This window comes from Paenibacillus sp. FSL R7-277 (assembly GCF_000517965.1).
GTDB lineage: Bacteria > Bacillota > Bacilli > Paenibacillales > Paenibacillaceae > Paenibacillus_AQ > Paenibacillus_AQ silagei.
In genome coordinates this window covers 232,569-257,346 of sequence record NZ_ASPX01000010.1, presented here as the reverse complement: position 1 = coordinate 257,346, position 24,778 = coordinate 232,569, and the positions used below count along the sequence as shown (strand labels likewise).

Below are 24,778 nucleotides of genomic sequence, written 5' to 3'. Positions count from 1 at the left end.
AATGGTGACTCGTATGGGATTCGAACCCATGTTACCTCCGTGAAAGGGAGGTGTCTTAACCCCTTGACCAACGAGCCAAATTTAAAGTTTTTCTTTGTGACAACAAAAATGAGTATATCAAACGTCGGCGGATTTGACAAGCCTTTTTTTGAAGGTCGCATTTCCCGGAAAATACGGGGAGAACTGCAGTGTGCAGCCTCTGCTTCTCCCCTCTTAAGATCAGCTATCCCGGCCCGCAGCCAGCACCTGGATTCCATCCGTATATTCATACCCCAGACTCCCGGCCACCGCAGCATTGGTCACTTGTCCTGCCACTACATTCAGGCCGCGCGCAAGCGCCGCGTTATTCACCGCAGCCTCACGGATGCCACGGTTAGCAATCTGCAGCGCATAAGGAATAGTCACATTGGTCAGCGCCAGTGTCGAGGTCCTGGCGACCGCTCCAGGCATGTTGGCTACGGCGTAATGAACTACGCCATGCTTCACATACGTCGGGTTCTCATGGGTGGTGATCCGGTCAATCGTCTCGATCGACCCGCCCTGATCAATCGCAACGTCCACAATTACAGAGCCCTCTTCCATCTGCTGCACCATATACTTTTTGACCAGCTTGGGGGCACGGGCACCGGGAATCAGCACCGCTCCGATCAGCAGATCCGCCCGGCGCACAGCCTGCTCCAGATGATAGGAATCCGACATCACGGTCACCAGCCGCCCGCCAAAAATATCATCCAGCGCGCGCAGACGGCCCGCATTCAGATCCAGCACGGTGACACGTGCCCCCATGCCCAGCGCTATCTTGGCCGCATTGGTGCCAACGATTCCGCCGCCGACAATGACCACCTCACCCGGCTGTACGCCAGGTACCCCGCCCAGCAGAACGCCCTTGCCGCCATGCGGCTTCTCCAGCAGACCGGCGCCGATCTGCACCGCCATCCGTCCGGCGACCTCACTCATCGGAATCAGCAGCGGCAACGAGCCGTCTTCAAGCTGAATCGTCTCATAGCCCACAGCAGTCACACCGCTATCCACCAGTGCTTTGGTCAGCTCTGCTTCAGGTGCCAAGTGCAGATAGGTGAAGAGGATCAGCCCTTTGCGGAAATAACCGTACTCCTCCGGTAGTGGCTCCTTCACTTTGATAATCATCTCCGCCTTGCTCCAGACCTCAGCGGCCGTATCCAGAATCACAGCGCCTTTATCCGAATATTCCATGTCGCTGAAACCGCTGCCTATGCCGGCAGAAGCTTGAATATACACTTCATGCCCTGCCTTCCGGAGCGCTTCCACCCCGGCCGGGGTGATGGCGACGCGGTTCTCGTTATTCTTGATTTCTGCGGGTACGCCAATAATCATGCCGATTCCCCCTCAAAGTTGTGTTAGCATAGTCTTCCTTGATATCTCACCGCCACAACTCGCTTCGGAAGCATCTGCTTAGTTGTGTAAGTATAGTCAACATTCTATCCCTGTGAGATGCGAAAAGAAAGGCTCCCATTCGGGGCCTTCCTCTTCACGGTTAAGGTGAGGCAAGAGACACCCTGGCCTCCTGCGGACCGGCTCCCCGTTCCTTCACCTTAGTATATGCAATTTCGCAGCTTAAGGATTAACCTTGGTTTCAAAGGTTTGCTTCCCGTCCACGAATTTCAGCACAACTGCGGCTTTGACCGGGTCATGCTTGTCGTTCAGGGTGATTTTACCTGTAGCGAGCTGCAGATCCTTAGTTGCTGCCAGTGCTTCTGTAATCTTGGCCGGATCAGCTTCACCCGCACGGGTAATCGCATCAGCCACCAGCTTCAGGGCATCATAGCCCAGGGCCGCCATACCATCGGGAACCGCTCCTCCGTTAGCCGCTTTGTAGGCGTCTACGAAGCTGGTTACTTCAGGAGCTGTATCTTCAGGCGAGTAGTGATTGGACATGAACGTATTCTCCAGCGCTTTGGCACCGGCGATTTCCGCCAGCTGCGGGGAATCCCAGCCGTCGCCGCCGAGGAACGGAACGGTAATGCCCATCTCACGGGCCTGCTTCACAATTTTACCTACTTCTTCATAATAACCAGGCAGGTAGATGACATCCGGGTTCGCTGCTTTGATGCGGGTCAGAACTGCTTTGAAGTCAGAATCCTTCTGCTGGTAAGACTCCTGGCTCAACACTTCGCCGCCTTTGGCCTTGAAGGTCTCTTCGAAGAACTTCTGCAGACCCTTGGAATAGTCGGAGGACGTATCAGTATAGATAACTGCTGTCTTGGCCTTCAGGGAATCGAGCGCAAAGTTAGCCATAACCTCACCCTGGAACGGATCGATGAATGCGGCGCGGAACACATATTCATTCACATTGCCGCTGCGCTCATCCACGGTTACCTTCGGATTCGTAGCGCCTACCGAGACCAGCGGGATCTTCTTCTCCGTAGCTACCGGAACGATCCCAAGTGTGTTGGTCGATGTGGATGCGCCGATAATGGTCACGACCTTGTCATTGGTGATCAGCTTCTGCGCCGCTTGTGTAGCTTCCTCCGACTTCGATGCATTGTCTGCAACTACCAGCTCCAGCTGCTTGCCGAGTACACCGCCTGCGGCGTTGATCTGGTCCACCGCCAGCTTCGCGCCCTTGGAGGCCGAGTCGCCGAAAGAAGCCTGGCCGCCGGTAAGCTCCAGGTCAGCCCCGATTTTGATCGTGCCTCCGGCACTGTTCCCGCCGCTTGCAGAGTTACCGCTGTTCTCTGTGTTGTTGCCGCAGCCGGATGCTAATACCGCAGTCAATACTGTCGACAAGATAATGGCCCCAATTTTCTTCATAGTTTCTCCCAGCCTCCTGATTATTTAGTTTATATATGTTGTTTCTGTGATGCTGCTGTAGTATGGATAGCCTGCTAGTGCCCGAGATAAGCCATTTTGATCTCATCGGAATCGGCCATTTCCTTGGCATCCCCTTCAAGCACTACCCGGCCTGTCTCCAGGACATAGGCACGGTCGGCGATTTTGAGCGCCTGGTGGGCATTCTGCTCAACCAGCAGGACAGTGGTTCCGGCATCGTTGACTTCCTTGATAATCCGGAAAATATCCTGGACCAGCAGCGGCGCCAGCCCCATCGACGGTTCATCCAGCAGCAGCAGCTTCGGGTGGCCCATAATAGCCCGGCCCATTGCCAGCATCTGCTGCTCCCCGCCGGATAAGGTTCCGGCCTGCTGCTTCTTGCGTTCAAGCAAACGCGGGAAGGTGTTGTACACCTTCTCGAAGTCAGCAGCCAGGCTGCTTCCATCCTGCAGGTAAGCGCCTAATTCGAGATTCTCCTCGACAGACATATTGGCGAATACGCGCCGTCCTTCGGGACAATGGATCAGCCCTTCTTTGACAATCGCCTGAACACTTTGATTCGCTATGGATTTATTCAGGAATTCAATACTTCCTGTCTTAGGCTTCAGTAGCCCCGAGAGCGTCTTGAGCAGCGTTGACTTGCCGGCGCCGTTGGCACCGATCAAGGTCACGATCTCTCCCTGCTTCACGGTGATGCTTAGCTCCTTCAAGGCATGAATCGCTCCGTAATAGACATTAATCCCTTGTACTGTAAGCATAGCGTTACGCCTCCTGTCCCAAATACGCTTCGATGACCTTCGGATTGTTGCGGATCTCCGCCGGTGTTCCGTCAGCAATAAGGATTCCGCGGTCCAGCACGTAGATGCGGTTACAGACCCCCATAACCAGTGACATATCATGCTCGATCAGCAGAATGGTCAGGTCGAACTCCTCCCGGATCCAGGCGATCAGATTCATCAGGTCACGTGTCTCATTCGGATTCATCCCGGCTGCCGGCTCATCGAGCAGCAGCAGCTTCGGTCCGGCCGCAAGCGCCCGGGCAATCTCCAGACGCCGCTGATTCCCATAGCTCAGGTTGCTCGCCACCTCTTCACTCTGGTCAGCCAGATTGAAGATTTTGAGAATATCCATCGCCTTCCGGGTAATCTCCTCTTCGCCCTGGAAATGCTTCGGCAGACGTAGCATCGAAGAGAACAACGAGTGCTTCGCATGCTGATGGAAGGCAATCTTGACGTTCTCCAGCACGGTCATAGCCGTAAATAGGCGGATATTCTGGAACGTACGCGCAGCGCCTTTATGATTGATCTTGTAAGGCTTCATCCCGCCGATAGACTCATTGTTCAAAAGAATGCTGCCCGACGAAGGCGGGTACACTCCGGTCAACAGGTTGAACAGTGTTGTTTTACCGGCACCATTGGGTCCGATCAGGCCGATCAGCTCGCCTTTATCAATATGAAGGGATACCTCACTGACCGCCTTCAGTCCTCCGAAGGCCCGGCTGGCCGCTTTTACATCAAGGAGTACCGCTGCTCTCGATTGCGTCATTTGCCTTCGCCTCCTTTTTGCCGAACTTGCCGAGCGAGAATTTGCTTACGCCAAGCAGGCCACTTGGACGGAAGATCATCATCAGAATGAGCACAATTGAGTAGATAATCATGCGCCATTCCGGGAATTCACGTAAGTAGGTGTACAGCAGGGTAACGAACACCGCACCCACGATAGAACCCGCCGTACTGCCCAGCCCCCCAAGAACCACCATGACGATAATTTCAAAAGACTTCAGGAAGTTGAAGCTGCCCGGCGTAATGACATAGAACGTATGGGCCGACAGGCCGCCCGCCATACCAGCAAACAGTGCACCGATGGTGAAGGCGATGATTTTGTAGCGTGTCGTATTAATCCCCATCGCCTCAGCGGCAATCTCATTCTCACGGATCGCAATGCAGGCCCGGCCGTGAGTCGATCTAATGAAATTATTAATCAGTACGACTGAGATCAGAGTGAAGAAGAAGAGCATGGTCCAGGTCGTCTTGGCCGGAATACCGCTGAGCCCTGAAGCTCCGCCGACATATTCCGTATTCAGCATAATAATGCGGATAATCTCACCGAAGCCCAGCGTCGCAATAGCCAGATAGTCCCCGTTAAGCCGGAGCGTAGGCATCCCGATCAATACACCGAATACCGCTGCCAGCAGTCCGCCCGCAAGAATCGCAGGAATGAACGGCACATTGTAGTCAAGGGTAAGAATCGCCGAGGTATACGCACCCACCGACATGAACCCGGCATGACCAATGGAGAACTGCCCGGTAATCCCGGTAATCAGGTTCAGCGACACAGCCAGCATGATATTAACCCCGATGAGCAGCAGCATAGACTGATTTACATCACTAAGTATTCCTGTTGTTAGAAGAACTTTTACGATTCCATAGAACGCAAGGGCAAAAAGAATGCCCAGCCAGAATTTTTTATTTATCTTTTTCACGGCAGCTTCCCCCTACACTTTCTCCCGGACATTCTTGCCGAACAGCCCGGATGGTTTGAAGATAAGGATTAGAATCAGTACCGCAAAGGCTACACCGTCACGCCAGGAGGAGAACCCGAGCGAAGAAATCTCTGTCTCAACCGTTCCCAGCAGTAATCCGCCGACAAGCGCACCCGGTATACTGCCAATTCCTCCAAGCACTGCCGCGACAAAAGCCTTAAGCCCGGGCATTACGCCCATGAGAGGATCAACCGAATTGTACGTCATGCCGAAAATCACGCCCGCCGCAGCGGCCAGCGCCGAACCGATGGCGAAGGTGGCTGAAATGGTGCGGTCTACGTTGATGCCCATCAGCCGCGCCGCTTCTACATCGAAGGATACGGCCCGCATGGCTTTGCCCGTTCGGGTGTACCTGACGATATATTGCAGCACTAGCATAAGAATTATGGTTGTTAGCAGAATCATAATCTGATTGGATTCGACCTGGATGGAAGAACCGAACAGGTGATATTGCTTCTTATCCATAATATCCGGGAAGCCCTTGGCCTGCGGCCCGAGGATCAAGACTCCGGTATATTCGAGCAGGAAGGATACGCCAATCGCAGTAATCAGAGCCGCTATCCGTGTGGACTTACGAAGCGGCTTATACGCCAGACGTTCAATGCTGATACCTAGCAGCGCACTGATCGTCATCGAGATCATCAGCGACAAGAGTAGTACAACGATAGGCGGCAATCCCGCATTCGCCAGGTATTTGGCACTGTACAGTCCGATGAACGACCCTACCATGAATACATCGCCATGCGCAAAATTAATCAGCTTGATGATACCGTACACCATTGTGTAACCAAGGGCGATCAGAGCGTAAATGCTGCCTACGGATATTCCGTTTATTAGTTGCTGAATGAAGTACTCCATCGCCATCCCCTTCTCCCCATATTCATCTTGTATACCCCTTTCTCTGTGCTGCTTCTCTTTTCTTGGATTATGATGTCATTTATATTAACACAAGGTCAGAGAATCGTCACTAATTTTTGTGGGAATTAATACAAAATTCAATAGTTGGTGTTATATTACATAACATGATATATGTAGGATTCGGTAGGTTATTGTAGGTTTACGAAAAATGCGCAGAAAACAGGAGAAAAACAGAGGATTTTTAAGCAGGAACGTTTTAGAAGTTGTTTCCTTTTCTTATACAATACTTTTTTTCTGCGGAATTAATATAACATTTGTCTCTTTACAGCATCATTCCTTCAATTAATTAAAGGGGTAACGGATTGAACCGGTAAATAAGCCGGCCCTCGATCATCGGAGGTCCGGCTTCTTGTCAGATATAGTCTTGCAAGGGTCGTGTAGCGTTAATCCAAATAGACCGCCTTCCCCGTCTGGGCCGATTCATAGATTGCCTCCAGAATCCGGGAGACCACGTAAGCCTGTTCAGGAGTCACGACCGGATCTTTATCCTGTTCGATCGCTTCGATCCACTTTCTTAATTCGATATCCGTAGATTTCTCTTCTTTGCCTTCATAGAAGGCTACTCCCCCGGCGCCAAGCTCAATTTCGTTCGTGTATAGCTTGCTATGCTTCTCCCCGTTAATCCGGAGACCGTCCTTCATGTCCGCACCCGCTTCGGTTCCGCTTAAGCTGCACTTGGCTTCATCCACATCCAGCGAATTCAGCGCCCAGCTAGCTTCCAGCGTAATCGTTGCGCCGTTCTCCATCACAATCATCCCGAACGCCGAGTCTTCGACGGTGAATTTTTTCGGGTCCCAGGGTCCCCAGGCGTTGGCAGCGTCTTCTTTTTGGGAGAGCTCGTGGTATTTGGTCCCCAGCACAACCTTCGGTTTGTAGTTGTCCATCATCCAGAGCGTCAGATCCAGCGCATGGGTTCCAATATCGATAAGCGGGCCGCCCCCCTGCTTCTCCTCATCCAGGAATACACCCCAGGTAGGGACCGCTCTGCGCCGGATGGCATGTGCTTTCGCATAATAGATATGGCCGAGCTCGCCAGCTTCACAGACTTTTTTCAGATACAAGCTGTCTTGCCGGAACCGGTTGTCGTACCCAATGGTCAGCTTCTTCCCTGTACGTTTCGCTGCTTCAGCCATACGTTTGGCGTCTGCTGCTGTTTTGGCCATTGGCTTCTCACACATCACATGCTTGCCCGCTTCCAAAGCCGCAATAGATATTTCCGCATGCGCATCATTGGGAGTAAGGACATGAACAATATCAATGGAAGCATCCTTCAATAATTCCTTGTAATCCGTATAGACAGCAGCTTCTGCACTGCCGTATTGTTCAGCAGCAGCCTCAGCCCGTTCCTTGATAATATCGCAAAAAGCTACCACTTGAACCTTATCCTGTCTGCTTAAGGCAGGCAAATGTTTCCCGTTCGCAATCCCTCCACAGCCGATCACTCCAACACGATACACTTTGCTCATCGCCATCTCATCCTCACTGTTCATGTATTTTTCGGGCCTTGCGGTAGGCAGCCGGGGTCATGCCCAGCCGCTTGCGGAATACCGAATGCAGATAGGTCGCATTGGTGAACCCCTCGGACTCCGCGATGTGTTCGATCGACAGGCTGCTGGCTTCAAGCTTGCTGCACACTGCCTTCAACCGGATCTCTTCAAGAATCCGGCTGAAGGGTTGATCCGGATCAACCTGCTTAAATATCCGCTGTAGCTGCCTCGGGCTGATATTCAGCTTCTCCGCAACATTCTCCAGCGTCACGGCTGCTGAATAATTCGCTTCCATGTACTGAACAGCATATTGATAGCGGTAGGCCAACATATCCCGTACGGGTGCCTCAGCTCCCATCCCGCCTGTATCATAAGCTCTGGTTACCTTGAGCAGGATACTGATCACGAGATGCTTGATGGATGTGTAATATCCCGCAAGCTTGCCGTCACAGGCTTCATAGGCTTCCAGAAAACACTTCATCGCCCTGTGATAATCCTGCGCCGGGATAAGCGGCAGCCTCCTCAGCTTCTCCACACATTCCTCCGCTTCCGCAACCTCCCATGGGTCTGCATCGTCTCTCTGCTTCTCCGCAATATGGATATGCAGACATAGCTCCTCCATCGATTCTTCCGCATCTGCTTCCTGACGATGCATAACGCCCGGTCCGGTCAAATAGAGCATTCCCTCCGATAAAGGATACTGCTGATCGCCAAGAATGACCGTTCCCTTGCCCCGTGGTATGAAATGAAATTCAAATTCAGCATGGTTATGGAAATCAATGACCTTCCCCGGCGGAAAAGAGGTCAAATGAAACCGGAGAACAGAAATTTCATAATGTCCCCATAGGATGGAAATATCCAGTCTTTCCAGCAGATCCATCTTCTCAAACATAATCTCGAAAGGAAAAGGGCTCATGTTAACCTCCTGCTTAAGCTACGTCAGGTATCGGGTAAGTGATCAAGACTTCAGTTCGGCTAACCGGACCACCCGTCCTGCCTTCGCCGAGAGATTCGCCGCCTCCATTAACCGGGTAAGCTCCGTTGCCGCTTGAATATTGTCAGAAGCAAGCGTGTTGTTCTGGATGTGGGCAACCCACTGCTCAAAAGCGTTGTCACGGTTGGCCAGCATAGGCGTATCGTTCCAGGCAGCCCCTTGATCTGCCGCTTTGGTACTTCTGACGAGCAGCTTCGCTTCAGGCGTTCCATAGAGCAGAGTTCCTTCCGTTCCATGCACTTCTATGGTAAAAGGGGAGTAGCTGTTCACAAAGCCGGCTTCCACCACACCGATCGCTCCCGAATCGGTATAGAGCGTCGCTACTGCGTTGTCTTCCACTTCCTTGCCCGTCACATATCCGAAGCTCGCGCTTACTCCGGTCACCTCTTGACCCAGAAACAGTCTGGTCAGGTACATGGGATGACATCCCAGATCAATCAAAGCCCCACCCTGGCATTGCTCCAGGCTATAGAAATGCTCGGGAAGCCAGTTGGCCGTTGCGCCGTTATGGGATAAACGGACTCTGACATAAGTGATCTCCCCAAGCAGTCCCTGGCTTAGAATGTCTGTAACCGATAACGTGTAACCGTCATTTAGCCGCGGCAGAGACACGGTTAGCTTCACTCCATGATCCGCGACCTCGGAGAGGATTTCGTTAACCTCATTCAGCGATGCAGCTACAACCTTTTCGGTAAAGATGTGTTTGCCTGCTCTGGCCGCCGCAATTATGACCTCCCGGTGCATCTGGGTTGGCGCGTCGACAATCACGGCATCGATATCCTTCCGGGCAAGCATGTCCTCCAGAGAATCATAAAACGGGACATTCAAGCTCTCTGCCGCCTTCCTGCCCCGCTCTGCATCCTCATCCCATACCGCAGCAATTTCCGTATCGCCATGCTCCTGAGCCTGCTTCGTATAATCCCAGGCATGTACATGCCAAAAGCTGATCTTGCCAATCCTAATGCTCACCCGCCTGCACCTCCATATACATTATTCTGACATCACCTATAAAGTATCATATAATAAGCAGGATTTTTAGTAGATAAATGCGACATCGACTATATGGAATTACGACATCAGACAGGGAGATCGTATCGTTCAGAGATTCAGCTGCTCCCGCTGGGTGGACGCAAAAAAGGAGCTCGTTATGAGCTCCTTATGTAACGGAGAGAGAGGGATACTCTCGCTACGCGAGAGATTGCGAAGCAAACCTAACGAAGCTTATGCTCCAACGAACCACTGAGGGTTCTCATCCCTAACAGGGAAGTAATATCAAACGGAGAGAGAGGGATTCGAACCCTCGCACCGCTTACGCAGTCTAACCCCTTAGCAGAGGGTCCCCTTATAGCCACTTGGGTATCTCTCCAAGTAATGGCTCCCCGAACAGGACTCGAACCTGTGACAACTCGATTAACAGTCGAGTGCTCTACCAACTGAGCTATCAGGGAACATTAACATGAACAAGGATTAATTTATCATGATTCTACAGGTTAGTCAAGCGGGTAGCGAGAGATTATGAGATCGTTTACAAACTCTACCTATCTGTAGGGTATCCCTATAGGTGTCGCTTATGTCAGACCCACTCTCCATCCAGCGGAACAGCCACGCGGCTCAGTAAGCCCTCCTGTTCAAGGCGTTGCTTCAATAGTTCCCTCGTCACATGGCAGTGGTTAATCGTATCCATATGCACAGCAATTACCGAAGCAGCCGGAGCGGCATGGCATACCTCCACCACATTCTGTTCGTTCATGGTAATGGGGCCTCCGTTCAGGAAGCTGGCACCTCCGGCATTGACTATAATGACCTCCGGTGTCTGCGCCGTTATCACCTGCTGAACCTCTTCGCACCAGATGGTATCTCCCGCCAGGTACAGCACAGGTTCGCCTTCCGCCCGGAAGACGAAGCCGGAGACCTTGCCCATTAATTCCCCGATCTCCCCTGTCCCGTGATGCCCGCCTGTACGTGTCAGGGTCACACCGCCGACGGACACAGAGCCGGTATCCATAATTTCTGTAACACGCCCAAAGCCCTGGGCAGCAATTCGCTCCCCATCACCTTCCTGGCAATACACCGGCAACTCCTTGGACAACTGCTCTACTGCTGCAGCATCCCAGTGATCCTGATGCAGATGCGTGACCAGTACAGCATCCGGCTCCAGCCACTGCTGGACAGGCCCCGGCAGAGGCACCAGCGGATTCCGGCGGTCATCGCCCGAATTCATAATCGGCGGATTCACGCCCTGCGTACTCAGCATGGGATCGATCAGAAACGTCGCACCGCCGTATTCCAGCCATAGGGTGGCGTGGCGGATCAGCTTAATTTTCATCATATGCACCTCTTCCCGGATGTCTTACTTAAGATCAATTTCTGATACAATAAGTATAAATCAGGTCAAGAACAGAAGACATTGTGCCGCGAAAGAGATTCTTACGTTCTGCTTTCAGCCGGAAAGGAATTCATGAATATGCCCCCTAATCTCATCGACAATACCGATTACCACATCCTCCAGCTCCTTATCGGAGACTCCACCTTAAGCCATAAGGATATCGGGGCGATGGTCCATCTGACCGGCCAGGCTGTAGGCGCACGTGTCCGCAGATTGCGGGAGCTTGGCATCATTGAAGGCTACACCATCCGTTATAACCCGCTGCGGATGGGTCAGAACATTCATGCCTTTATAACGGTTTTTCTCAGCAGCAACAAGGATCATCCGCCTTTTCAGGCTTTTGCGAAGACCCATGAGAGTGTCACCGAGCTGTACCGCATCAGCGGGGAAGGCTGTTATTGGATGAGGGTGCGCACTGTGGATCAGGACGCGCTGACCGCTTTTTTGGACGAATTACTGAAGTATGGGAATTACCGGATCAACCTGGACATGGGCCAGATTAAATAGCATTAAGTATAAGAACTGCAAGGAGGCCGACATGAGTAACAAGATTGAACCACCCAGAATCCCAGATCCCGGGCAACTTATGCCGCAGGACGTTCACACCCTTGCTTCCAAAGACGAATTCAGCCGCTGCCTCATTGAAGGAGCGCTCATTGAATATCAGGAGGCTACGAGGGTAGCTTTCGACAAGACTATTTTTAAAAACATCACCATCACGGAATCCTCGCTGCAGCGCATTGAGCTTACCGATGTGGTCTTCGATCATTGCGACCTGTCCAATGTGGATTTCAGCGACGCCTTCATACACCGGACCGAGTTCAGGGATTGCCGCTTGACCGGCACAGACTTCACCAGAGCGCGGTTTCAAAATGTATCCATTACCGGATGTATCGGGGAATTCGCGGTGTTTCGTTTTGCCAATTTCAAAGGAGCTTCCTTCGAGCGCAGCTCGCTGGCCAGCGCAGATTATTACCAGTCCACCCTGAAAAACCTGTATTTCTCGGAATGTAATCTGGAGCAGGCCACGCTGGCAGGATGCAAGCTGAAGGGCGTTGACCTGAGCGACTGCGAGTTCACCGGCCTTCTAGTGGATCTCCAGGATTTGGAGGGCTGTATCATCTCTGCGGAGCAGGCGGCTTCTTTTGCCGGACTACTAGGTCTGGTTATCAAAAATTAAGTAGCCGGACCCGCGCCGGCTTCTAGCGTAATCAGCTTCAGCTTGCCGGAGCATTTACCGCATCGATATCGCCCGGGATCGGCCCGGCGCTTACGCAGATATTCAGTGGCACAGACGATGCATACCAGCTTATACCGGTAAGGCTGCGGCTTACGGGCCTTGGCGCCCGGCAGGGTCTGACAATACCGGCTGCCGCCGACGCGGGCCAGCAGTGTTTTGAAATCGGCATCCCGGTGCATGTACCCCCGCTTCGCCAGATGCAGGTGGTAGTGGCAGAGCTCGTGCTTGATGATCTTCTCCGTCTCCTCCCGTCCGTACATCGCCAGCTGCTGGGGGTTAATCTCTATATTATGGCTCTTGGTAAAATATCGTCCGCCAGTTGTCGTAAGTCTGCTGTTAAAGCTCGCCGTATGCCGGAAAGGCACGCCAAAGCTCTTAAGTGACACCTGCTCAATCCATTGCTGCAGCTCTTCGTTGCTCATACTGGTCATAGCGTTCCTTCACGGTCCTCTCCACCTGAAATTAGATCACTACTTGAATTGTAACTTGCCCATACGCTACACTGTCAAGAAGGAAGACAAGTCCGGAGGGAGAATGAAAGATGCCTAGAATGCGTTACGTAATTATGCAGCAGGATCAGGAATTGCTATTCGTGGAGATGCCGGAGGAATATGCTTACCAGCTAAGTGCCCTCAATCTTCGCCTGAACAAAGAAATCGACAAGCTGACAGCCGAGAATGTACCCGGGCTGCCGCGGGCGGTGGCCGAATGCGAGGCGCTGGAGCTGCTGCGCGAGGAGCATCACCTGGAGTCGGGGCTGGCGTATATTAACCGGCTGGAGCAGGCTTTTGCCTCCATTAAGGAGGAGCATTACCCGCTGATCTCACTATTGACCGAAATCCGGGCGCTCCAGGCCCAGCTCGAACAATGGTATGAAGAGGAAGAAGAACGGGTGCAGTAACGCTGGTTCCGGGCGGCCTTGTGAAATTCGGCTTGGCTACCTGAAACTAACCGTGCACCTTTGGGCGTATTCCCCCATATGCTATCTATACACAGGAAGCATGCAGAGGAGGGGTACCCTTGCCACAATGGCTTCGCCAACAGCTCATGAAGGCCTATTTCAAGAAGGACTGCCGTCAGATTAGACTGCTGAATGAATGCTGGTTCTTTTACCGGAATACCGCCGATTCCCACGAGATGATCCAGAAGAACGTATAGGTTATGTCAAAAAAAAGCCGCGATCCCCTAAGGGGCATCGTGGCTTTTTGGCGTAAATCCGGCCAAGTCTGCGCTTGGCAGCCGGCTTATTTAAACATCGGGAATACGTATTTCACCAGGAAAAACAGAACTCCGAAGGTGATTATAATGTAGGCTGCATATTTAATGAACGTGGATGCGACCAGACTGGAATCCGATTTGCGGTGCACCTCTGTCCGTTCAACCTCAACACTTCTGTCCTTGTAATTCGGCTCCATCTTCAATCTCTCCTCTCGGGGTTTAGCTGCATGTCAACCATTAACCCGGGGATTTGGAGCTGAAACAGTAGTATAGAGACGCAGACTGCTTGTAAAATATGACTGTCGTCTTAATCGAAACGGCGTGTGCCCGGCCAGGAGCCCTGCAGCTTGCGGACCAGTACAATCTGTCCCGTATGATAAGCATCATGCAGAATCAGGCTCATTACCTCTTCCCCCGGCGCATGTCCGGAGCCACCCCATTCATATGCGCCTTCCTCCAGAGCTACAATAATCTCGCGCAGCGAGGCATGAATGGACTTCAGCTTGTCTACCGCCTGCTTCCAGTCCTCTTCCCCGCTTCCTGTTACAGTGAATGTAGCATCATTGCTCTCCAGATCAGGCAATTTCTCCAGTCCCTTAAGCTTACGCAGCAGACGCTCCTTATAATAAGTCAGATGATTCACATTCTCCCAGATTGAATTACCCGCAGCGCCCTCCGGCTTCCAGAGAGCCTGCTCACTGGTCACACCCTCCAGCGCAGCGCTAAGCGGCGGTGCCCAATCCTCAATATCCATCGCATAATCCCAGTTCTCGATCAGCACATCGCTAATTTTGTTTTCCACCTGTATCCCTCCTGTAATTTGTGGGTGTACATGCTTCGGTAACGACTAAACAACCCGAATAACAGTTACATGAGCAATGTAACATATTTGCCGGAGCGGATCAAGTAACTAGCAAAACTTATGTTGAACTGTTACAATCAAGGGAAGGAAGAAACGAAAGGACCGATGAACGTGCTGTGGGTAGATTTCATGAACAGCTATTGGCGGAATTGGCGGACTAGTGACCGGAGCACGGACCAGGACCGGCTGGAGGACCCCAAGTGGCTGGGGGAATGGCTGGAGGAGCATAAGCTGCCGGCGGCCGGGCCTATGTTGCCGGAGGAGCTGGAGCAACTCAAAGGACTGCGCGGATTGTTGTGGGACGAGCTGCAGCGGCTGGTCGCGGGAGAATCTCCGTCTACAGCGCTGCTTGCGCAGCTCAATGTATACATGGGCAACGGGCCGGTTGTTCGCCGTGTGGTCTGGACGCCCGCAGGTGACGCAGAGATCTCCCTCCAGCCTCAGGGTGCGGATTGGGGGCAGGTGATGGCGGAGATTGCCGCCTCTTTTGCGGCTGCGCTGCTGGAGAAGGAGCTCTCTCGCTTCCGCATTTGCGGGAATCCTGACTGTCTCTGGGTCTATTACGACGATACCCGCAACCGCTCGAAGCGGTACTGCGACGACAAGCTGTGCGGGAATCTGATGAAGGTCCGGCGGTTCCGGGCACGCAAAAAAGCAGCGGAGGGTGAAGCTTCAAAGGAGTAATCTACACAGCGTTCCGCTGGGTCATCGGGGTCAGCGTAGTATTTTTGCCGGAGTGCTTGGCGGTATAGAGGAGATTATCGACTTCTTCGAAGAGCGTTTCTTTGGTGGTGCCTTCGTCATAGCTCTTGAGGCCAATGCTGACGGTCACCGCCCCGCGCTCCATCTCTTCATGGAGCGTCTCCGAGAGCTGGTGGCGTATCCAATCCATGAGCGTATAGGCCTCCTCGAAGCTCTTCTCGAACAGCAACACCGCAAACTCCTCGCCGCCGTAGCGGGCAGCAATGTCTGCCGCAGAGAGATGGTCCTTGATGACCTGCGCGACCCGGGCCAGCACCAGATCCCCCGTACGGTGTCCATATTTATCGTTAATTTGCTTGAAATTATCGATATCCACCAGCGCAAGATGGAACGGGGCGCCCTGGCTGCCGTATTCCAGCGCTTTTTCATAGAATTCGTGAAAAGAAATATGGTTATACAGCCCCGTCAGTGCATCGGTGGTCGACAGCTTGCGGATCACCGCGTTCTCGATCATCAGATCCTGCTTGGCCGTTAAGGTAGCTTCCAGATCGCTCGCCAGCTCACGCCCGTTAATGATAATAATCCCCGCGACCAGTGTGCCGACCAGCAGAAAGAGCGGGATCGCAATCAGGTCGAAATCCGTCAGATAATACTTGAACCAGTAATCCCAGCGATACAGAATGAAGAATGCGGCCGCCTGGAGGGCAGACGTAAACAAGGTCAGATCCAGCCGAAAAAAGATCGCCGACGCTATAATCGGCAGCAGCATCAACGCCCCGATAATCCGGATATCCATATTCAGATGAATAATCATCATCGCGATAATCGTCCCCGCCACAAACAGCAGCACGAAGGAATACTTCGGTGCCGCAACATCCACCAGCTGCGTCAACCCGACCACCGCACTCATCAGCAGCGTCGGATAAAGCAGCACATCATAGTAGAATTCATGCGCTCCCATGGGATACGGCAAACATACAAAAGACCCCAGCTGGGCCAGGAAATGCAGAGCAATCACCAGCCAATACGTATACAGAAACCGCTTGACCCACTTCGCCTGCCGGTGTGCAGAAGTCTCCGAAGGGCCCATGTAATCTCTCAATCTCAACGCTCTCACCTGTTGCCCCCCGATTAAATTCACACATTAGATGTACACATTTCTCCTATTTTAACATGCCAGGGTCCGGGTCGGATACTCACTTGTGGGATATGTACGGGGGGGTGGAGGAGTGGAATGGCAAGTCTCTCCACCAGCTGATTCATTGCTGTGAAGGCAAGCTCGATTCACGCTTCTGTATGAGGAGCGATAATTAATCGTATAGCATACCTTTCAATGCATGCTCCTGCACCAGGAACGATCTTACCGGTCTGTGACCGATTGAGATTTCAATCCAAGCCCCTAGAGAAGGAGCGAGACTCCATGTAGTCCATCTCAGGTTTAAAATAGTGGAGCAGACGCAATTCTCCTTCTAATTACATATTTTCCAAGGGGGAGTTGTTCTTCAGTGGGGATTGGCTTAGTGTAACGGACTGACGCGCTCTTATTCAGGAAGAAAGAAAGTCGTCATTTGGGCGAGTAACGGACTCCACAGGCCTTATCCTTCACACTTCGACTCCGAAACGTCTCATAGAGAAACAATAAGGTCGCCTGAGTCCGTTAAGCTGCAAAAAGTGGCGTTTTTGCAAGGATAAGGTCACTCCGGTCCGTTAGATTTTGGGTTGCTAGGGTTCCACAAGCTTATCTATTCTTTTAAATCTGATGCTGTACTAGTTCTTTGGCACAGAGCTTACGTTACTTTCAATGCACGCTCCTGCACGAGGAGCGACCAAATACGACGCAATTGGCAACAACGGCGTTTGTCGTATTTCAATCCACGCACTCATGTAGAGTGCGACAGCGGCAAAGAGCATAACCAATGCCTTTCACACATCGTTTTACTTCTTTTTCCTTAATATTATATCAGAAGAGTATGTATCACACCTTGACATTCAACTAGCACTATCGACCTGTCAGAAATTCGACAAATTCCGAGGTGCGAACCCCCCCGGGATTTCATGGGATCTTGGCATTCGCACCGATTCTCTTTTTCTATTTTAATTCATCGCAAGTAATTCTGCATAAATATAAATCTCTCAATATTGTAGTTTTTTTGTTGTGTCCAAGGTATTACATGTTCATCAATCCATTCGCTATACTAGTGAAGGTACACGTACTAAGCTGAAACACATGAAGAGGAAGGGAATCTGACTCGATGAAAAAACTAATAGTAAGGTCCGTAGGTATTGTTGCCCTTTTAAGCTACATAGTGGGGTGTAACGCTCCTTATCAACTTCAAACTGCGGAGGCAAAAGCAGCGCCAACCCATACCCCAACACCGGAAGCCAAAGCAAATAACATTAATGCACTAATTCCGGCAGGTTGGCACATGTTAGAGTCAAGTCTGGGAGAGAAGGCTATCGCCAAAGGGGATTTGAATAAAGATGGTATCCCCGATCTGGCAATGGTCATTGAGAAAAATGCGCTCAAGGACGAGGCGTCTCCCCGGTCACTCTTAATCGCTTTTGGCAGCAAAAACAATTCTTATACCCTCTCGATCATCGCAGACAATGTCATTCTAAAAGCGGATGAGGGCGGGATATGGGGCGATCCTTTTGATAGCCTTACCATTAATCGGGGGTCTGTCCTGGTTAGCGATTACGGAGGGAGCAACTGGAGATGGTATAACAAATACAGATTCCGGTACCAGGATAAGGATTGGTTTCTAATCGGAGCGACAAGCGGAAGCTACTTCACCGGAGCAGCCACTATGGATCAAGCGGACGAGGATGATATCAATTTTTTGACCGGACAATTTATAGAGCGGAGAACGGACGAACAAGGAAATACCACAACGAAAAAAGGAACTCGGAAGAAAAAGCCTTTGATCCGCCTAAAGGAATTTAACCCGGAAAATATGCAATAACCGAGGGACCCTAGCGAAACAAAGCGGACAACGCAGTTCTACTCAGGCGTGGTCCGCTTTATTGTGCTAACCAACCATTTTGCCGCATCCAGAAGGTCTTTCGCGATGTAATCTGGTTCTGCCTGTTCATACCACAGGTGACGGTATTTATCCAAAGACTGCATCCCCCAGCCTGTCTCTACCAGAATTCTTCTGGCTCCCACTGCTGCCGCTGCAAGCATATCAGTCGAACCCACATCGCCAATCACCGCACACCGGGTTAAATCTAATCCATGATCAGTTGCCGCTTGCTGAAGCATTCCAGGTTGCGGTTTATGGCATACACAGCCGTCTTCGGGTTCATGCGGACATATGTATGCGGCGTCAAATCCGTAACTGTCAAATTCATTCCTAAAGTCTAATTCTGTAGCCCGCCCCTTCGATATATTGTGCTGATTTGTAAGGGCGATAATAGGAATTCCATGTTCTTTGAGTAATTGCAATGCTTCTAATGAGTATGGGTATAATTCAAAATCCCTGGGGTGAATGAAATGGCCGTTCCCGCCCAAGGTCCCATCTCGATCCACAAATACAGCTTGAAGGGTCACGCGGAATCACCTCTAAATTGATCATTTACTAATTCCCAGTTAATCATCCCGTTCTCTATTCCAGTTCGTGTAAAATTCAATTTCTCCAGAACTCTGATAGATGTAATGTTATCGATAAGACATTCAGCCACAATTTTTTGGACTTTTTTTGAAGATAAGGCCCATTCTATAATAGCTCCTACCGACTCAGTGGCTATCCCCTTATTATGCATCTCAGGAATAAGGCCAAATCCAACTTCTACAATTCCTTGATGATCGGGCTTTCCCTTGAATCCAATGTCACCGATAATTTGATGATTATCCGTTAAGGTCACAAACCACGCACCCCAGCCTAATAATTCAGGGTCCCCTTTAAGATTATCCAAATAGTTAATGATATGATTTCTGATACAATAGGTTTCTGATACTTTTATGTAGTTTTCTTGGTTAAAAGCAGCAATGCTAAGGCGTTCTGTCTGTATGTGCATAATTCACTTCTCCTCTTGGCTAGCCGTGTATGGAATAATTATACAAACAGGCATCTTTAAAAACCAGGTGGAAGTTGAATAAAACTAAACTAAACTGCCTGAACTTGGGGGCTTTAATTTAAAGAATATCAATATAAATTCACTCTTCATTAAATTTGATTACGAAATGTTATAATCAAAATTTATCCGGATTTTTAATTCTAATGGAGGCTACTTCTCCGCACTTTTTACAAAATGTATAGATAACCGGGGAGCCAAAAGAAAAAGTTTTACCGATCGGCATCACTCTAGCATCCACTGCGTTCACTTCACCTTTTACAAAGGTAGTACTTCCACATGCTTTGCAAGTTAAATTCTCTGGATTCGTCATATCTTAACACTCCCACCAAACGTAGTAGGTGCCTAGCAGCTCTGTAAGTTGGTTTATCGTGGCGAGGCAGTCTTGTGAATATTCATCTGAATATTCAGTGATCACAACACCACCCTGGATGAGCGGCATTGCAAGATAGAGCTTACTCAAAACTGCCGTTTCCACTGGAAAAGATGGCTTTTCCCGCGACACGCGAATTCGCCATGATTCCATGAGCAACTGCTCATACTCTTCCCGTGTGTCTGGATCACTACAAAGCAACTGCTCGATATGTGTATCCGTCATGGCCGGCAACTTTGCTGCTTCAATTTCATCCTTATGTATTAAGCGGCCAGCCAGTTTCCTCATTATCGCGTTTACGCCGATGTTAGCCGGGGAAGCGTGCATACGGGCTTCTTCCCATATGAGCTCGGTGACCTGCTTGCCAGCTTCCAGTGTGAACTGAAGACTTCCATTTCTATAGCTCATCGCTTCTAAAAGTTCCCCAGTTGTAATAGTCAGATAACCGCCGACAAATGCACTTCTGACCCAGGAGTCCAGATGATCTGCATGAAGAATTCCGTCCTTGTTCCTCAAGAGGCTACGCTTCGAACCATCAATATAGTCCATAACATCTGTCGTATGAATATTTGCACGGGCTAGGATGTCAACGATCTCCTGTGAAAACACGGCCTCCCGCGTCCATTCATGATGATCCACGCCTGGAAGGGATTCTAGTGTATGACTGAAAGGCGCATGTCCGATATCATGCAGCAATGCAGCTGCCCGCAACGTACGATTATCCGGCTCAAAATGCGCTGTAAGCGCAAATACACCTAACGTATGCTGTAAGCGGCTGTAGGTATGGTGGGTATTAATAAAAGAAGCTCCTCCATGCCGAATGTAATGAAGCCGTCGCACCTTTTTGCTTCGGAGCAGTGCTTTTTCTTCATCAGTGAGCTGAATCCTGAGCTTCCATAGAGGTTCATAGATTTCATCTAAAGCACCATCAAGTCTCAACCGAAAGTCCATTCCAAGGTTTCCTCCTGTGTTCTTAAATTCTAGATACGGACCAGTGAACAGTAGACGCAAACTGTGAAGTAGAAGTATTTACGAATTAGATTTCTCTTTGTACTTTGACCAATTTATCCAAGAGATGCATAAAAGACCTAAAGTCATAATAAGAAATTGCATTGGACCTCGATTAATATCGAATACAATTACGATGCCAGCAGTGAGAGGTATTAATATAATACTAATTATGGAGATCCATTTATATATATTTTGATTTTCCTTCTTTTCGTTTTTCATATTTTAACCTCATTTTCAAAAAAAGTAATTAACCTATTATATCATGCTAACTTGATCTGATGTCCACATACTGCACAGTACGAAGATAGGGCTTAGCAGAAAGAGAATTTTTTATGTACTCTACACCAGATACGGCCAGTGAAAACTAGACGCGTATTAATCAGTAAAGAGGCCCCTCCACTCCCTGTGAGAGAAGAGGCCTCTTCGTGCGTAGGATCAGAACTGATTTGCAGCTAAGTTTTGTAGCAGGAGATTGTTATATTTAGTCGCATGTTTTTGCTCATCCAGAATAATGCCATACAGAGTATCCTTGTAAATGCCGTACGGAAGACCGAACCATATCTTTCGATATTTCTCAACAGCAGATAATTCACCTTGGAAGGCTTGTTGCAACCCGGCAATATAAGAATTAACATTATCCGGAGGTTCGTTGCTAACTCCTGTTACTTCATGCCCTGTTAATTCCTTATACATTTGTCGGAACATTTGATTATGTCCTCTTTCATCATTCCGAATAGAGGTAATCACTTCAACTTGTTCTTGGTTCGGGGCAAGTCTGATGAGTTGATCATAAAAAAGTTCATCATTTCGTTCACCTTGTACGGCATTCCTCATTAATTCAAGTGCTTCTTGTGTTGTAGTGGCCCAAACGGGGACGAATTGTGATCTAAACCAATACGGATAAATCCTATGCATGAGCTAAACCTCCAGAAATGCAAATAATCACATCATCAATTATATGCACATAAGCCCAGTATGTGATTATTCGAAGAAAGGTTTAATGCACAGTTCCTAGATTAACACTCCCACCAAACGTAGTATGTGCCTAGCAGCTCTGTAAGCTGGTTAATCGTAGCGAGACAATCTTGCGAATATTCATCTGAATATTCAGTAATCACAACACCCTGGATGAGCGGCATTGCAAGATAGAGCTTACTTAATACTGCCGTTTCCACTGGAAAAGCTGGCTTTTCCCGCGACACGCAAATTCGCCATGATTCCATGAGCAACTGCTCATACTCTTCCCATGTGTCTGGATCACTACAAAGCAACTGCTCAATATGTGTATCCGTCATGGCCGGCAACTTTGCTGCTTCAATTTCATCCTTATGTATTAAGCGGCCAACCAATTTCCTCATGATCGCGTTTATGCCGATATTAGCCGGGGAAGCGTGCATGCGTGCTTCTTCCCATATGAGCTCGGTGACCTGCTTGCCAGCTTCCAGTGTGAACTGGAGACTTCCATTTCTATATCTCATCGCTTCTAAAAGTACATCAGTCGAAATAGGCAGATAACCGCTGATAAATGCACTTCTGACCCAGGAGTCCAGATGATCTGCATGAAGAATTCCGTCCTTGTTCCTCAAGAGGCTACGCTTCGAACCATCAATATAGTCATAACATCTGTCGTACGAATATTCGCATGGGCTAGGATGCCAACGATCTCCTCTGAGAACAAGGCCTCCTGAGTCCATTGATGATGATCCACGCCTGGGAGGGATTCTAGTGTATGACTGAAAGGCGCATGTCCGATATCATGCAGCAATGCAGCTGCCCGCAACGTACGATTATCCGGCTCAAAATGCGCTGTAAGCGCAAATACACCTAACGTATGCTGTAAGCGGCTGTAGGTATGGTGGGTATTGATGAAAGAAGCTCCTCCATGCCGAATGTAATGAAGCCGCCGCACCTTTTTGCTTCGGAGCAGTGCTTTTTCTTCATCAGCGAGCTGAATCCGTAACTGCCATAGCGGTTCATATATTTCGTCTAAAGCACCATCCAGTCTTAACCTAAAGTCCATTCTAATGGTTCCTCCTCAATGTCACCTAGTCATAATTATCATCTATTTCATTAAGTTCTTCTAACAATAACTTTGCTGTATATAGCACATTAGCCTTATATGCTTCAAGTTCATTTAGTCTTTCCCTTAAAGCATCTTTGTTCCACAACTTATATTGGGCAGGTAATGGAATATGAGATAAATTGGTATAATGATCCCCGAAGTCTATTCCAATAAAATCGTGTCCTTGAATCCATAAAGTATCTAGCTCATGACACCCAACAATAATATTTGTCTTTCCATTTAACATATCATTGAGAATCTGAACTACCTTTTTTCTAACGACATCATCTATCATTAGCATACTACCCCTTAATTCATATATTCCATAATATATTTCATCGAAACACAGTCACAGGCTTCCGCTTCATTTACTGTAAAAGCAACGCTTCAATCTCTGACTGTATTTCAATGGTTCCGTCGTTGCTTCGCATACTAACTCGTAATCATACACTTATTTTCTGAATCTTCGAGCGGGATATTAAATATACCGGTCCCATTATTTCGATTGCGCCGTCCTTCACACGCATAGCACTCTCCTGTTCTGCCGCATATACGTCCATCTCCTCCGATAAGGGGAACAGATAACCTTGAACGAACGAGGCGTAATCGCGTTTTGAATGAGATTCATAGGCAAACGGATCAAATCCCAACCCATTCTGAATCGTATCTATTTCAACTGTATGATCGGCGCTCTGCGAGGTTACCCATTTGGCAGCCATGTTCAACGAACCGGCGCTGGCCCCCAAGATAACGGCATTGCTGTTCTTAATCACATCGGTTAATTCATATTCCGCCAAAAAGTTGTTCTGTTGAACAGGATCTCCGCCGCATAAAAAAATGACCGACGCGTTCTGAATCCATTGCCGGGCCTCATCCTTCGGCATGCGGTAATCGATGAAATGGTTCTCCTTAAACATAAGATTAGCCTGATGGAGCCATGTCCATTCCGTTATATCCTCAAAGTGAATCTGCCCGTCTTCATAATCAGAGGGTTGAGCGCTGATCATAACAAGCGATTGTCTGTCTTGTAGATCCTCCTGCAGCCACTCCACCAGCTTCTCTGGCAAACAATCATTAAACCAACTGAAATAATAGTGAGTACTCAAGCTTCATCACCTCCATATGCAGGGTTTGCCCCGTTAAAGCGGTTTAATTTAGCTTCAGCCGCCAGCATGGCGCTGGTAAGTCTCCGATGATTCCCGTCATGCCGGGCAAGTGTTCTGAAATACAGGCTGCGCACCATATTTTTCCCGTTCACTCTGGCAACTCTCTGTGCGCGTGTATCCGGCCATTCCATACACTGCGCCAAACTATGAATCCAGTCGGCAATCTCCTGCTGTGGTAGCAGCGATTCACTGATCATCGTGTCCACAACGTTAGCCATACGTTCGTCTTCCTCCTCGTCAAAAATCCGGACACCGTTATGCAGCATTCCTGTAATCGCCATAAGCACCTCGTGCTGCACCTCAATGTCACTTTCCTTATAGCGGATCAGCTCCTCCAGGGCATCTGCCCCGTGAGCTGCGGCATGAGCCCAGCCTTCGGCTGCCAGATAACCGCGCAGGTCCTTCTCCTCCTGATAGTAGCGAAGCAGCGAGCGCTTTAGATGCTGGAAGTCTTTTGGCGTCAAGAATGGTTGAATCCTGTCCCGTTGCATAATAAGAGCGATCGGCAGAACCGCGAATGCCCTGGTGAGTACGCTGTGGTCATCCACGCTTCCAATCCGGTAGAACAAATACCGGTCGTCCATCAGGACAGTCAATAGATGCCGCATTTCCTCATCTGTGAACTTATTATCGCGCTTCAGCCATATGTAAAAGGTAGAATAAATATGCTCACGAAGCTCAGGCTCCGGGTCACCAATATGCCGCAGCATCAGATCGGTAAAGTCTTGGATGCTTTCTCCCTCTCGCAGGATATACTGTTCTTCCTCCAATCTGTGCAGCTTGTGTATCAGCTCTGTACGCGTGTCCTTCGTACCCCATTCATTGACATCTTCGTCCAAAATGCAGGCTTTCATTTAGTCGGTTCACTCCTAACCCAGTTATAGCGGCGTTATGTATTTCTCCAGCCGATATGACTACTTTAAAACACAATGACT

The 24,778-nt window shown here is 49.7% G+C and carries 30 protein-coding genes and 3 tRNA genes; 6 read left to right on the top strand and 27 right to left on the bottom strand.

Annotation, left to right across the window (positions count from 1 at the left end):
- Positions 1–2: 2 nt before the first annotated feature.
- From C173_RS06515 to C173_RS06455, 13 genes are all read right to left on the bottom strand, one after another.
- A tRNA-Glu gene (locus C173_RS06515) sits at positions 3–77 on the bottom strand.
- Between the two features lie 142 nt (positions 78–219).
- A complete protein-coding gene (gene ald / locus C173_RS06510) occupies positions 220–1,353 on the bottom strand; it encodes an alanine dehydrogenase (protein WP_036723352.1) in 1,134 nt (377 codons plus the stop codon).
- A 240-nt stretch (positions 1,354–1,593) separates the two neighbouring features.
- On the bottom strand, positions 1,594–2,790 hold the full coding sequence (locus tag C173_RS06505; RefSeq protein ID WP_036723351.1) for an ABC transporter substrate-binding protein: 1,197 nt from the start codon (positions 2,788–2,790) through the stop codon (positions 1,594–1,596).
- Between the two features lie 74 nt (positions 2,791–2,864).
- On the bottom strand, positions 2,865–3,566 hold the full coding sequence (locus tag C173_RS06500) for an ABC transporter ATP-binding protein (protein ID WP_036723349.1): 702 nt from the start codon (positions 3,564–3,566) through the stop codon (positions 2,865–2,867).
- A gap of 4 nt (positions 3,567–3,570) precedes the next feature.
- Positions 3,571–4,353, bottom strand: a complete 783-nt coding sequence (locus C173_RS06495) for an ABC transporter ATP-binding protein (RefSeq protein WP_036723347.1) — start codon at positions 4,351–4,353, stop codon at positions 3,571–3,573.
- Positions 4,322–5,290 carry a branched-chain amino acid ABC transporter permease gene (locus tag C173_RS06490; RefSeq protein ID WP_036723346.1) on the bottom strand — a complete coding sequence of 323 codons (969 nt, stop codon included), beginning with the start codon at positions 5,288–5,290 and terminating at the stop codon, positions 4,322–4,324. Before C173_RS06490 ends, C173_RS06495 begins: the two co-directional genes overlap by 32 nt.
- Positions 5,291–5,302: 12 nt before the next feature.
- A complete protein-coding gene (locus C173_RS06485) occupies positions 5,303–6,208 on the bottom strand; it encodes a branched-chain amino acid ABC transporter permease (RefSeq protein ID WP_036723345.1) in 906 nt (301 codons plus the stop codon).
- 443 nt (positions 6,209–6,651) lie between these two features.
- On the bottom strand, positions 6,652–7,734 hold the full coding sequence (locus C173_RS06480; RefSeq protein ID WP_036723343.1) for a Gfo/Idh/MocA family protein: 1,083 nt from the start codon (positions 7,732–7,734) through the stop codon (positions 6,652–6,654).
- Positions 7,735–7,747: 13 nt separating this feature from the next.
- Positions 7,748–8,671, bottom strand: a complete 924-nt coding sequence (locus C173_RS06475) for a helix-turn-helix domain-containing protein (RefSeq protein ID WP_036723342.1) — start codon at positions 8,669–8,671, stop codon at positions 7,748–7,750.
- 42 nt (positions 8,672–8,713) lie between these two features.
- A complete protein-coding gene (locus C173_RS06470) occupies positions 8,714–9,718 on the bottom strand; it encodes a Gfo/Idh/MocA family protein (protein WP_036723340.1) in 1,005 nt (334 codons plus the stop codon).
- A gap of 308 nt (positions 9,719–10,026) precedes the next feature.
- Positions 10,027–10,115 (bottom strand) — tRNA-Ser (locus C173_RS06465).
- A gap of 6 nt (positions 10,116–10,121) precedes the next feature.
- Positions 10,122–10,197, bottom strand: a tRNA-Asn gene (locus C173_RS06460).
- 125 nt (positions 10,198–10,322) lie between these two features.
- Positions 10,323–11,075 (bottom strand): MBL fold metallo-hydrolase, encoded by a 753-nt coding sequence (locus C173_RS06455; RefSeq protein WP_036723339.1) that lies wholly within the window; start codon positions 11,073–11,075, stop codon positions 10,323–10,325.
- A gap of 132 nt (positions 11,076–11,207) precedes the next feature.
- Here C173_RS06455 and C173_RS06450 point away from each other — a divergent pair, with 132 nt between their 5' ends.
- Both C173_RS06450 and C173_RS06445 read left to right on the top strand, forming a co-directional pair.
- On the top strand, positions 11,208–11,642 hold the full coding sequence (locus tag C173_RS06450) for an Lrp/AsnC family transcriptional regulator (RefSeq protein ID WP_442792615.1): 435 nt from the start codon (positions 11,208–11,210) through the stop codon (positions 11,640–11,642).
- A gap of 31 nt (positions 11,643–11,673) precedes the next feature.
- Positions 11,674–12,315: a pentapeptide repeat-containing protein gene (locus tag C173_RS06445; protein WP_036723334.1), complete on the top strand. Its 642-nt coding sequence runs from the start codon at positions 11,674–11,676 to the stop codon at positions 12,313–12,315.
- On the opposite strand, the gene C173_RS06440 is transcribed toward C173_RS06445, so the two are convergent.
- Positions 12,312–12,797 carry a SprT family protein gene (locus tag C173_RS06440; protein ID WP_051477864.1) on the bottom strand — a complete coding sequence of 162 codons (486 nt, stop codon included), beginning with the start codon at positions 12,795–12,797 and terminating at the stop codon, positions 12,312–12,314. The two genes, C173_RS06445 and C173_RS06440, sit on opposite strands and share 4 nt — an antisense overlap.
- A 119-nt stretch (positions 12,798–12,916) precedes the next feature.
- Here C173_RS06440 and C173_RS06435 point away from each other — a divergent pair, with 119 nt between their 5' ends.
- Positions 12,917–13,276, top strand: a complete 360-nt coding sequence (locus C173_RS06435) for a hypothetical protein (RefSeq protein WP_036697237.1) — start codon at positions 12,917–12,919, stop codon at positions 13,274–13,276.
- 119 nt (positions 13,277–13,395) lie between these two features.
- On the top strand, positions 13,396–13,533 hold the full coding sequence (gene cmpA / locus C173_RS34165; protein WP_143803736.1) for a cortex morphogenetic protein CmpA: 138 nt from the start codon (positions 13,396–13,398) through the stop codon (positions 13,531–13,533).
- An 86-nt stretch (positions 13,534–13,619) separates the two neighbouring features.
- Here cmpA and C173_RS34615 read toward each other — a convergent pair whose 3' ends face one another.
- The gene (locus C173_RS34615; protein ID WP_200869223.1) at positions 13,620–13,790 is read right to left on the bottom strand and encodes a hypothetical protein; all 171 of its coding nucleotides are present in this window, start codon (positions 13,788–13,790) and stop codon (positions 13,620–13,622) included.
- 110 nt (positions 13,791–13,900) lie between these two features.
- Positions 13,901–14,395, bottom strand: a complete 495-nt coding sequence (locus C173_RS06430; protein ID WP_036723331.1) for a DinB family protein — start codon at positions 14,393–14,395, stop codon at positions 13,901–13,903.
- Between the two features lie 165 nt (positions 14,396–14,560).
- On the opposite strand from C173_RS06430, the gene C173_RS06425 reads away from it, so the two are divergent.
- Positions 14,561–15,139 (top strand): CGNR zinc finger domain-containing protein, encoded by a 579-nt coding sequence (locus C173_RS06425; protein ID WP_327196436.1) that lies wholly within the window; start codon positions 14,561–14,563, stop codon positions 15,137–15,139.
- A 1-nt stretch (position 15,140) separates the two neighbouring features.
- Here C173_RS06425 and C173_RS06420 read toward each other — a convergent pair whose 3' ends face one another.
- Complete coding sequence (locus C173_RS06420) at positions 15,141–16,259, bottom strand: GGDEF domain-containing protein (RefSeq protein ID WP_327196434.1); 1,119 nt, start codon at positions 16,257–16,259, stop codon at positions 15,141–15,143.
- A 1,150-nt stretch (positions 16,260–17,409) separates the two neighbouring features.
- Here C173_RS06420 and C173_RS06415 point away from each other — a divergent pair.
- Positions 17,410–18,120 carry a hypothetical protein gene (locus tag C173_RS06415; RefSeq protein ID WP_036723328.1) on the top strand — a complete coding sequence of 237 codons (711 nt, stop codon included), beginning with the start codon at positions 17,410–17,412 and terminating at the stop codon, positions 18,118–18,120.
- Between the two features lie 38 nt (positions 18,121–18,158).
- Here the strand turns inward: C173_RS06415 and C173_RS06410 are convergent, their stop codons facing one another.
- The 10 genes from C173_RS06410 to C173_RS06365 all read right to left on the bottom strand — a co-directional run bounded on the left by C173_RS06410 (position 18,159) and on the right by C173_RS06365 (position 24,697).
- Positions 18,159–18,707, bottom strand: a complete 549-nt coding sequence (locus C173_RS06410; RefSeq protein ID WP_036723327.1) for an HAD-IIIA family hydrolase — start codon at positions 18,705–18,707, stop codon at positions 18,159–18,161.
- A complete protein-coding gene (locus C173_RS06405; RefSeq protein WP_036723325.1) occupies positions 18,704–19,174 on the bottom strand; it encodes a GNAT family N-acetyltransferase in 471 nt (156 codons plus the stop codon). The genes C173_RS06410 and C173_RS06405 overlap by 4 nt, the downstream gene beginning before the upstream one ends.
- A gap of 175 nt (positions 19,175–19,349) precedes the next feature.
- Entirely contained in the window at positions 19,350–19,544 is a 195-nt protein-coding gene (locus C173_RS34160) for a hypothetical protein (protein WP_155991303.1), read from the bottom strand.
- Between the two features lie 3 nt (positions 19,545–19,547).
- Positions 19,548–20,555, bottom strand: coding sequence for an HD domain-containing protein (locus tag C173_RS06400; protein WP_036723324.1), 1,008 nt, complete (start codon positions 20,553–20,555; stop codon positions 19,548–19,550).
- Positions 20,556–21,050: 495 nt separating this feature from the next.
- Entirely contained in the window at positions 21,051–21,530 is a 480-nt protein-coding gene (locus C173_RS06390) for a ferritin-like domain-containing protein (protein WP_036723321.1), read from the bottom strand.
- 101 nt (positions 21,531–21,631) lie between these two features.
- Entirely contained in the window at positions 21,632–22,201 is a 570-nt protein-coding gene (locus C173_RS06385) for a hypothetical protein (protein WP_036723320.1), read from the bottom strand.
- The gene (locus C173_RS06380; RefSeq protein ID WP_036723319.1) at positions 22,198–22,635 is read right to left on the bottom strand and encodes an HD domain-containing protein; all 438 of its coding nucleotides are present in this window, start codon (positions 22,633–22,635) and stop codon (positions 22,198–22,200) included. The genes C173_RS06385 and C173_RS06380 overlap by 4 nt, the downstream gene beginning before the upstream one ends.
- Positions 22,636–22,660: 25 nt before the next feature.
- Positions 22,661–22,972, bottom strand: coding sequence for a hypothetical protein (locus C173_RS06375; protein WP_036723318.1), 312 nt, complete (start codon positions 22,970–22,972; stop codon positions 22,661–22,663).
- A 148-nt stretch (positions 22,973–23,120) separates the two neighbouring features.
- Positions 23,121–23,783 carry a Type 1 glutamine amidotransferase-like domain-containing protein gene (locus C173_RS06370; RefSeq protein WP_036723317.1) on the bottom strand — a complete coding sequence of 221 codons (663 nt, stop codon included), beginning with the start codon at positions 23,781–23,783 and terminating at the stop codon, positions 23,121–23,123.
- The gene (locus tag C173_RS06365) at positions 23,780–24,697 is read right to left on the bottom strand and encodes a DUF2785 domain-containing protein (protein WP_051477857.1); all 918 of its coding nucleotides are present in this window, start codon (positions 24,695–24,697) and stop codon (positions 23,780–23,782) included. Before C173_RS06365 ends, C173_RS06370 begins: the two co-directional genes overlap by 4 nt.
- Between the last annotated feature and the right edge of the window lie 81 nt (positions 24,698–24,778).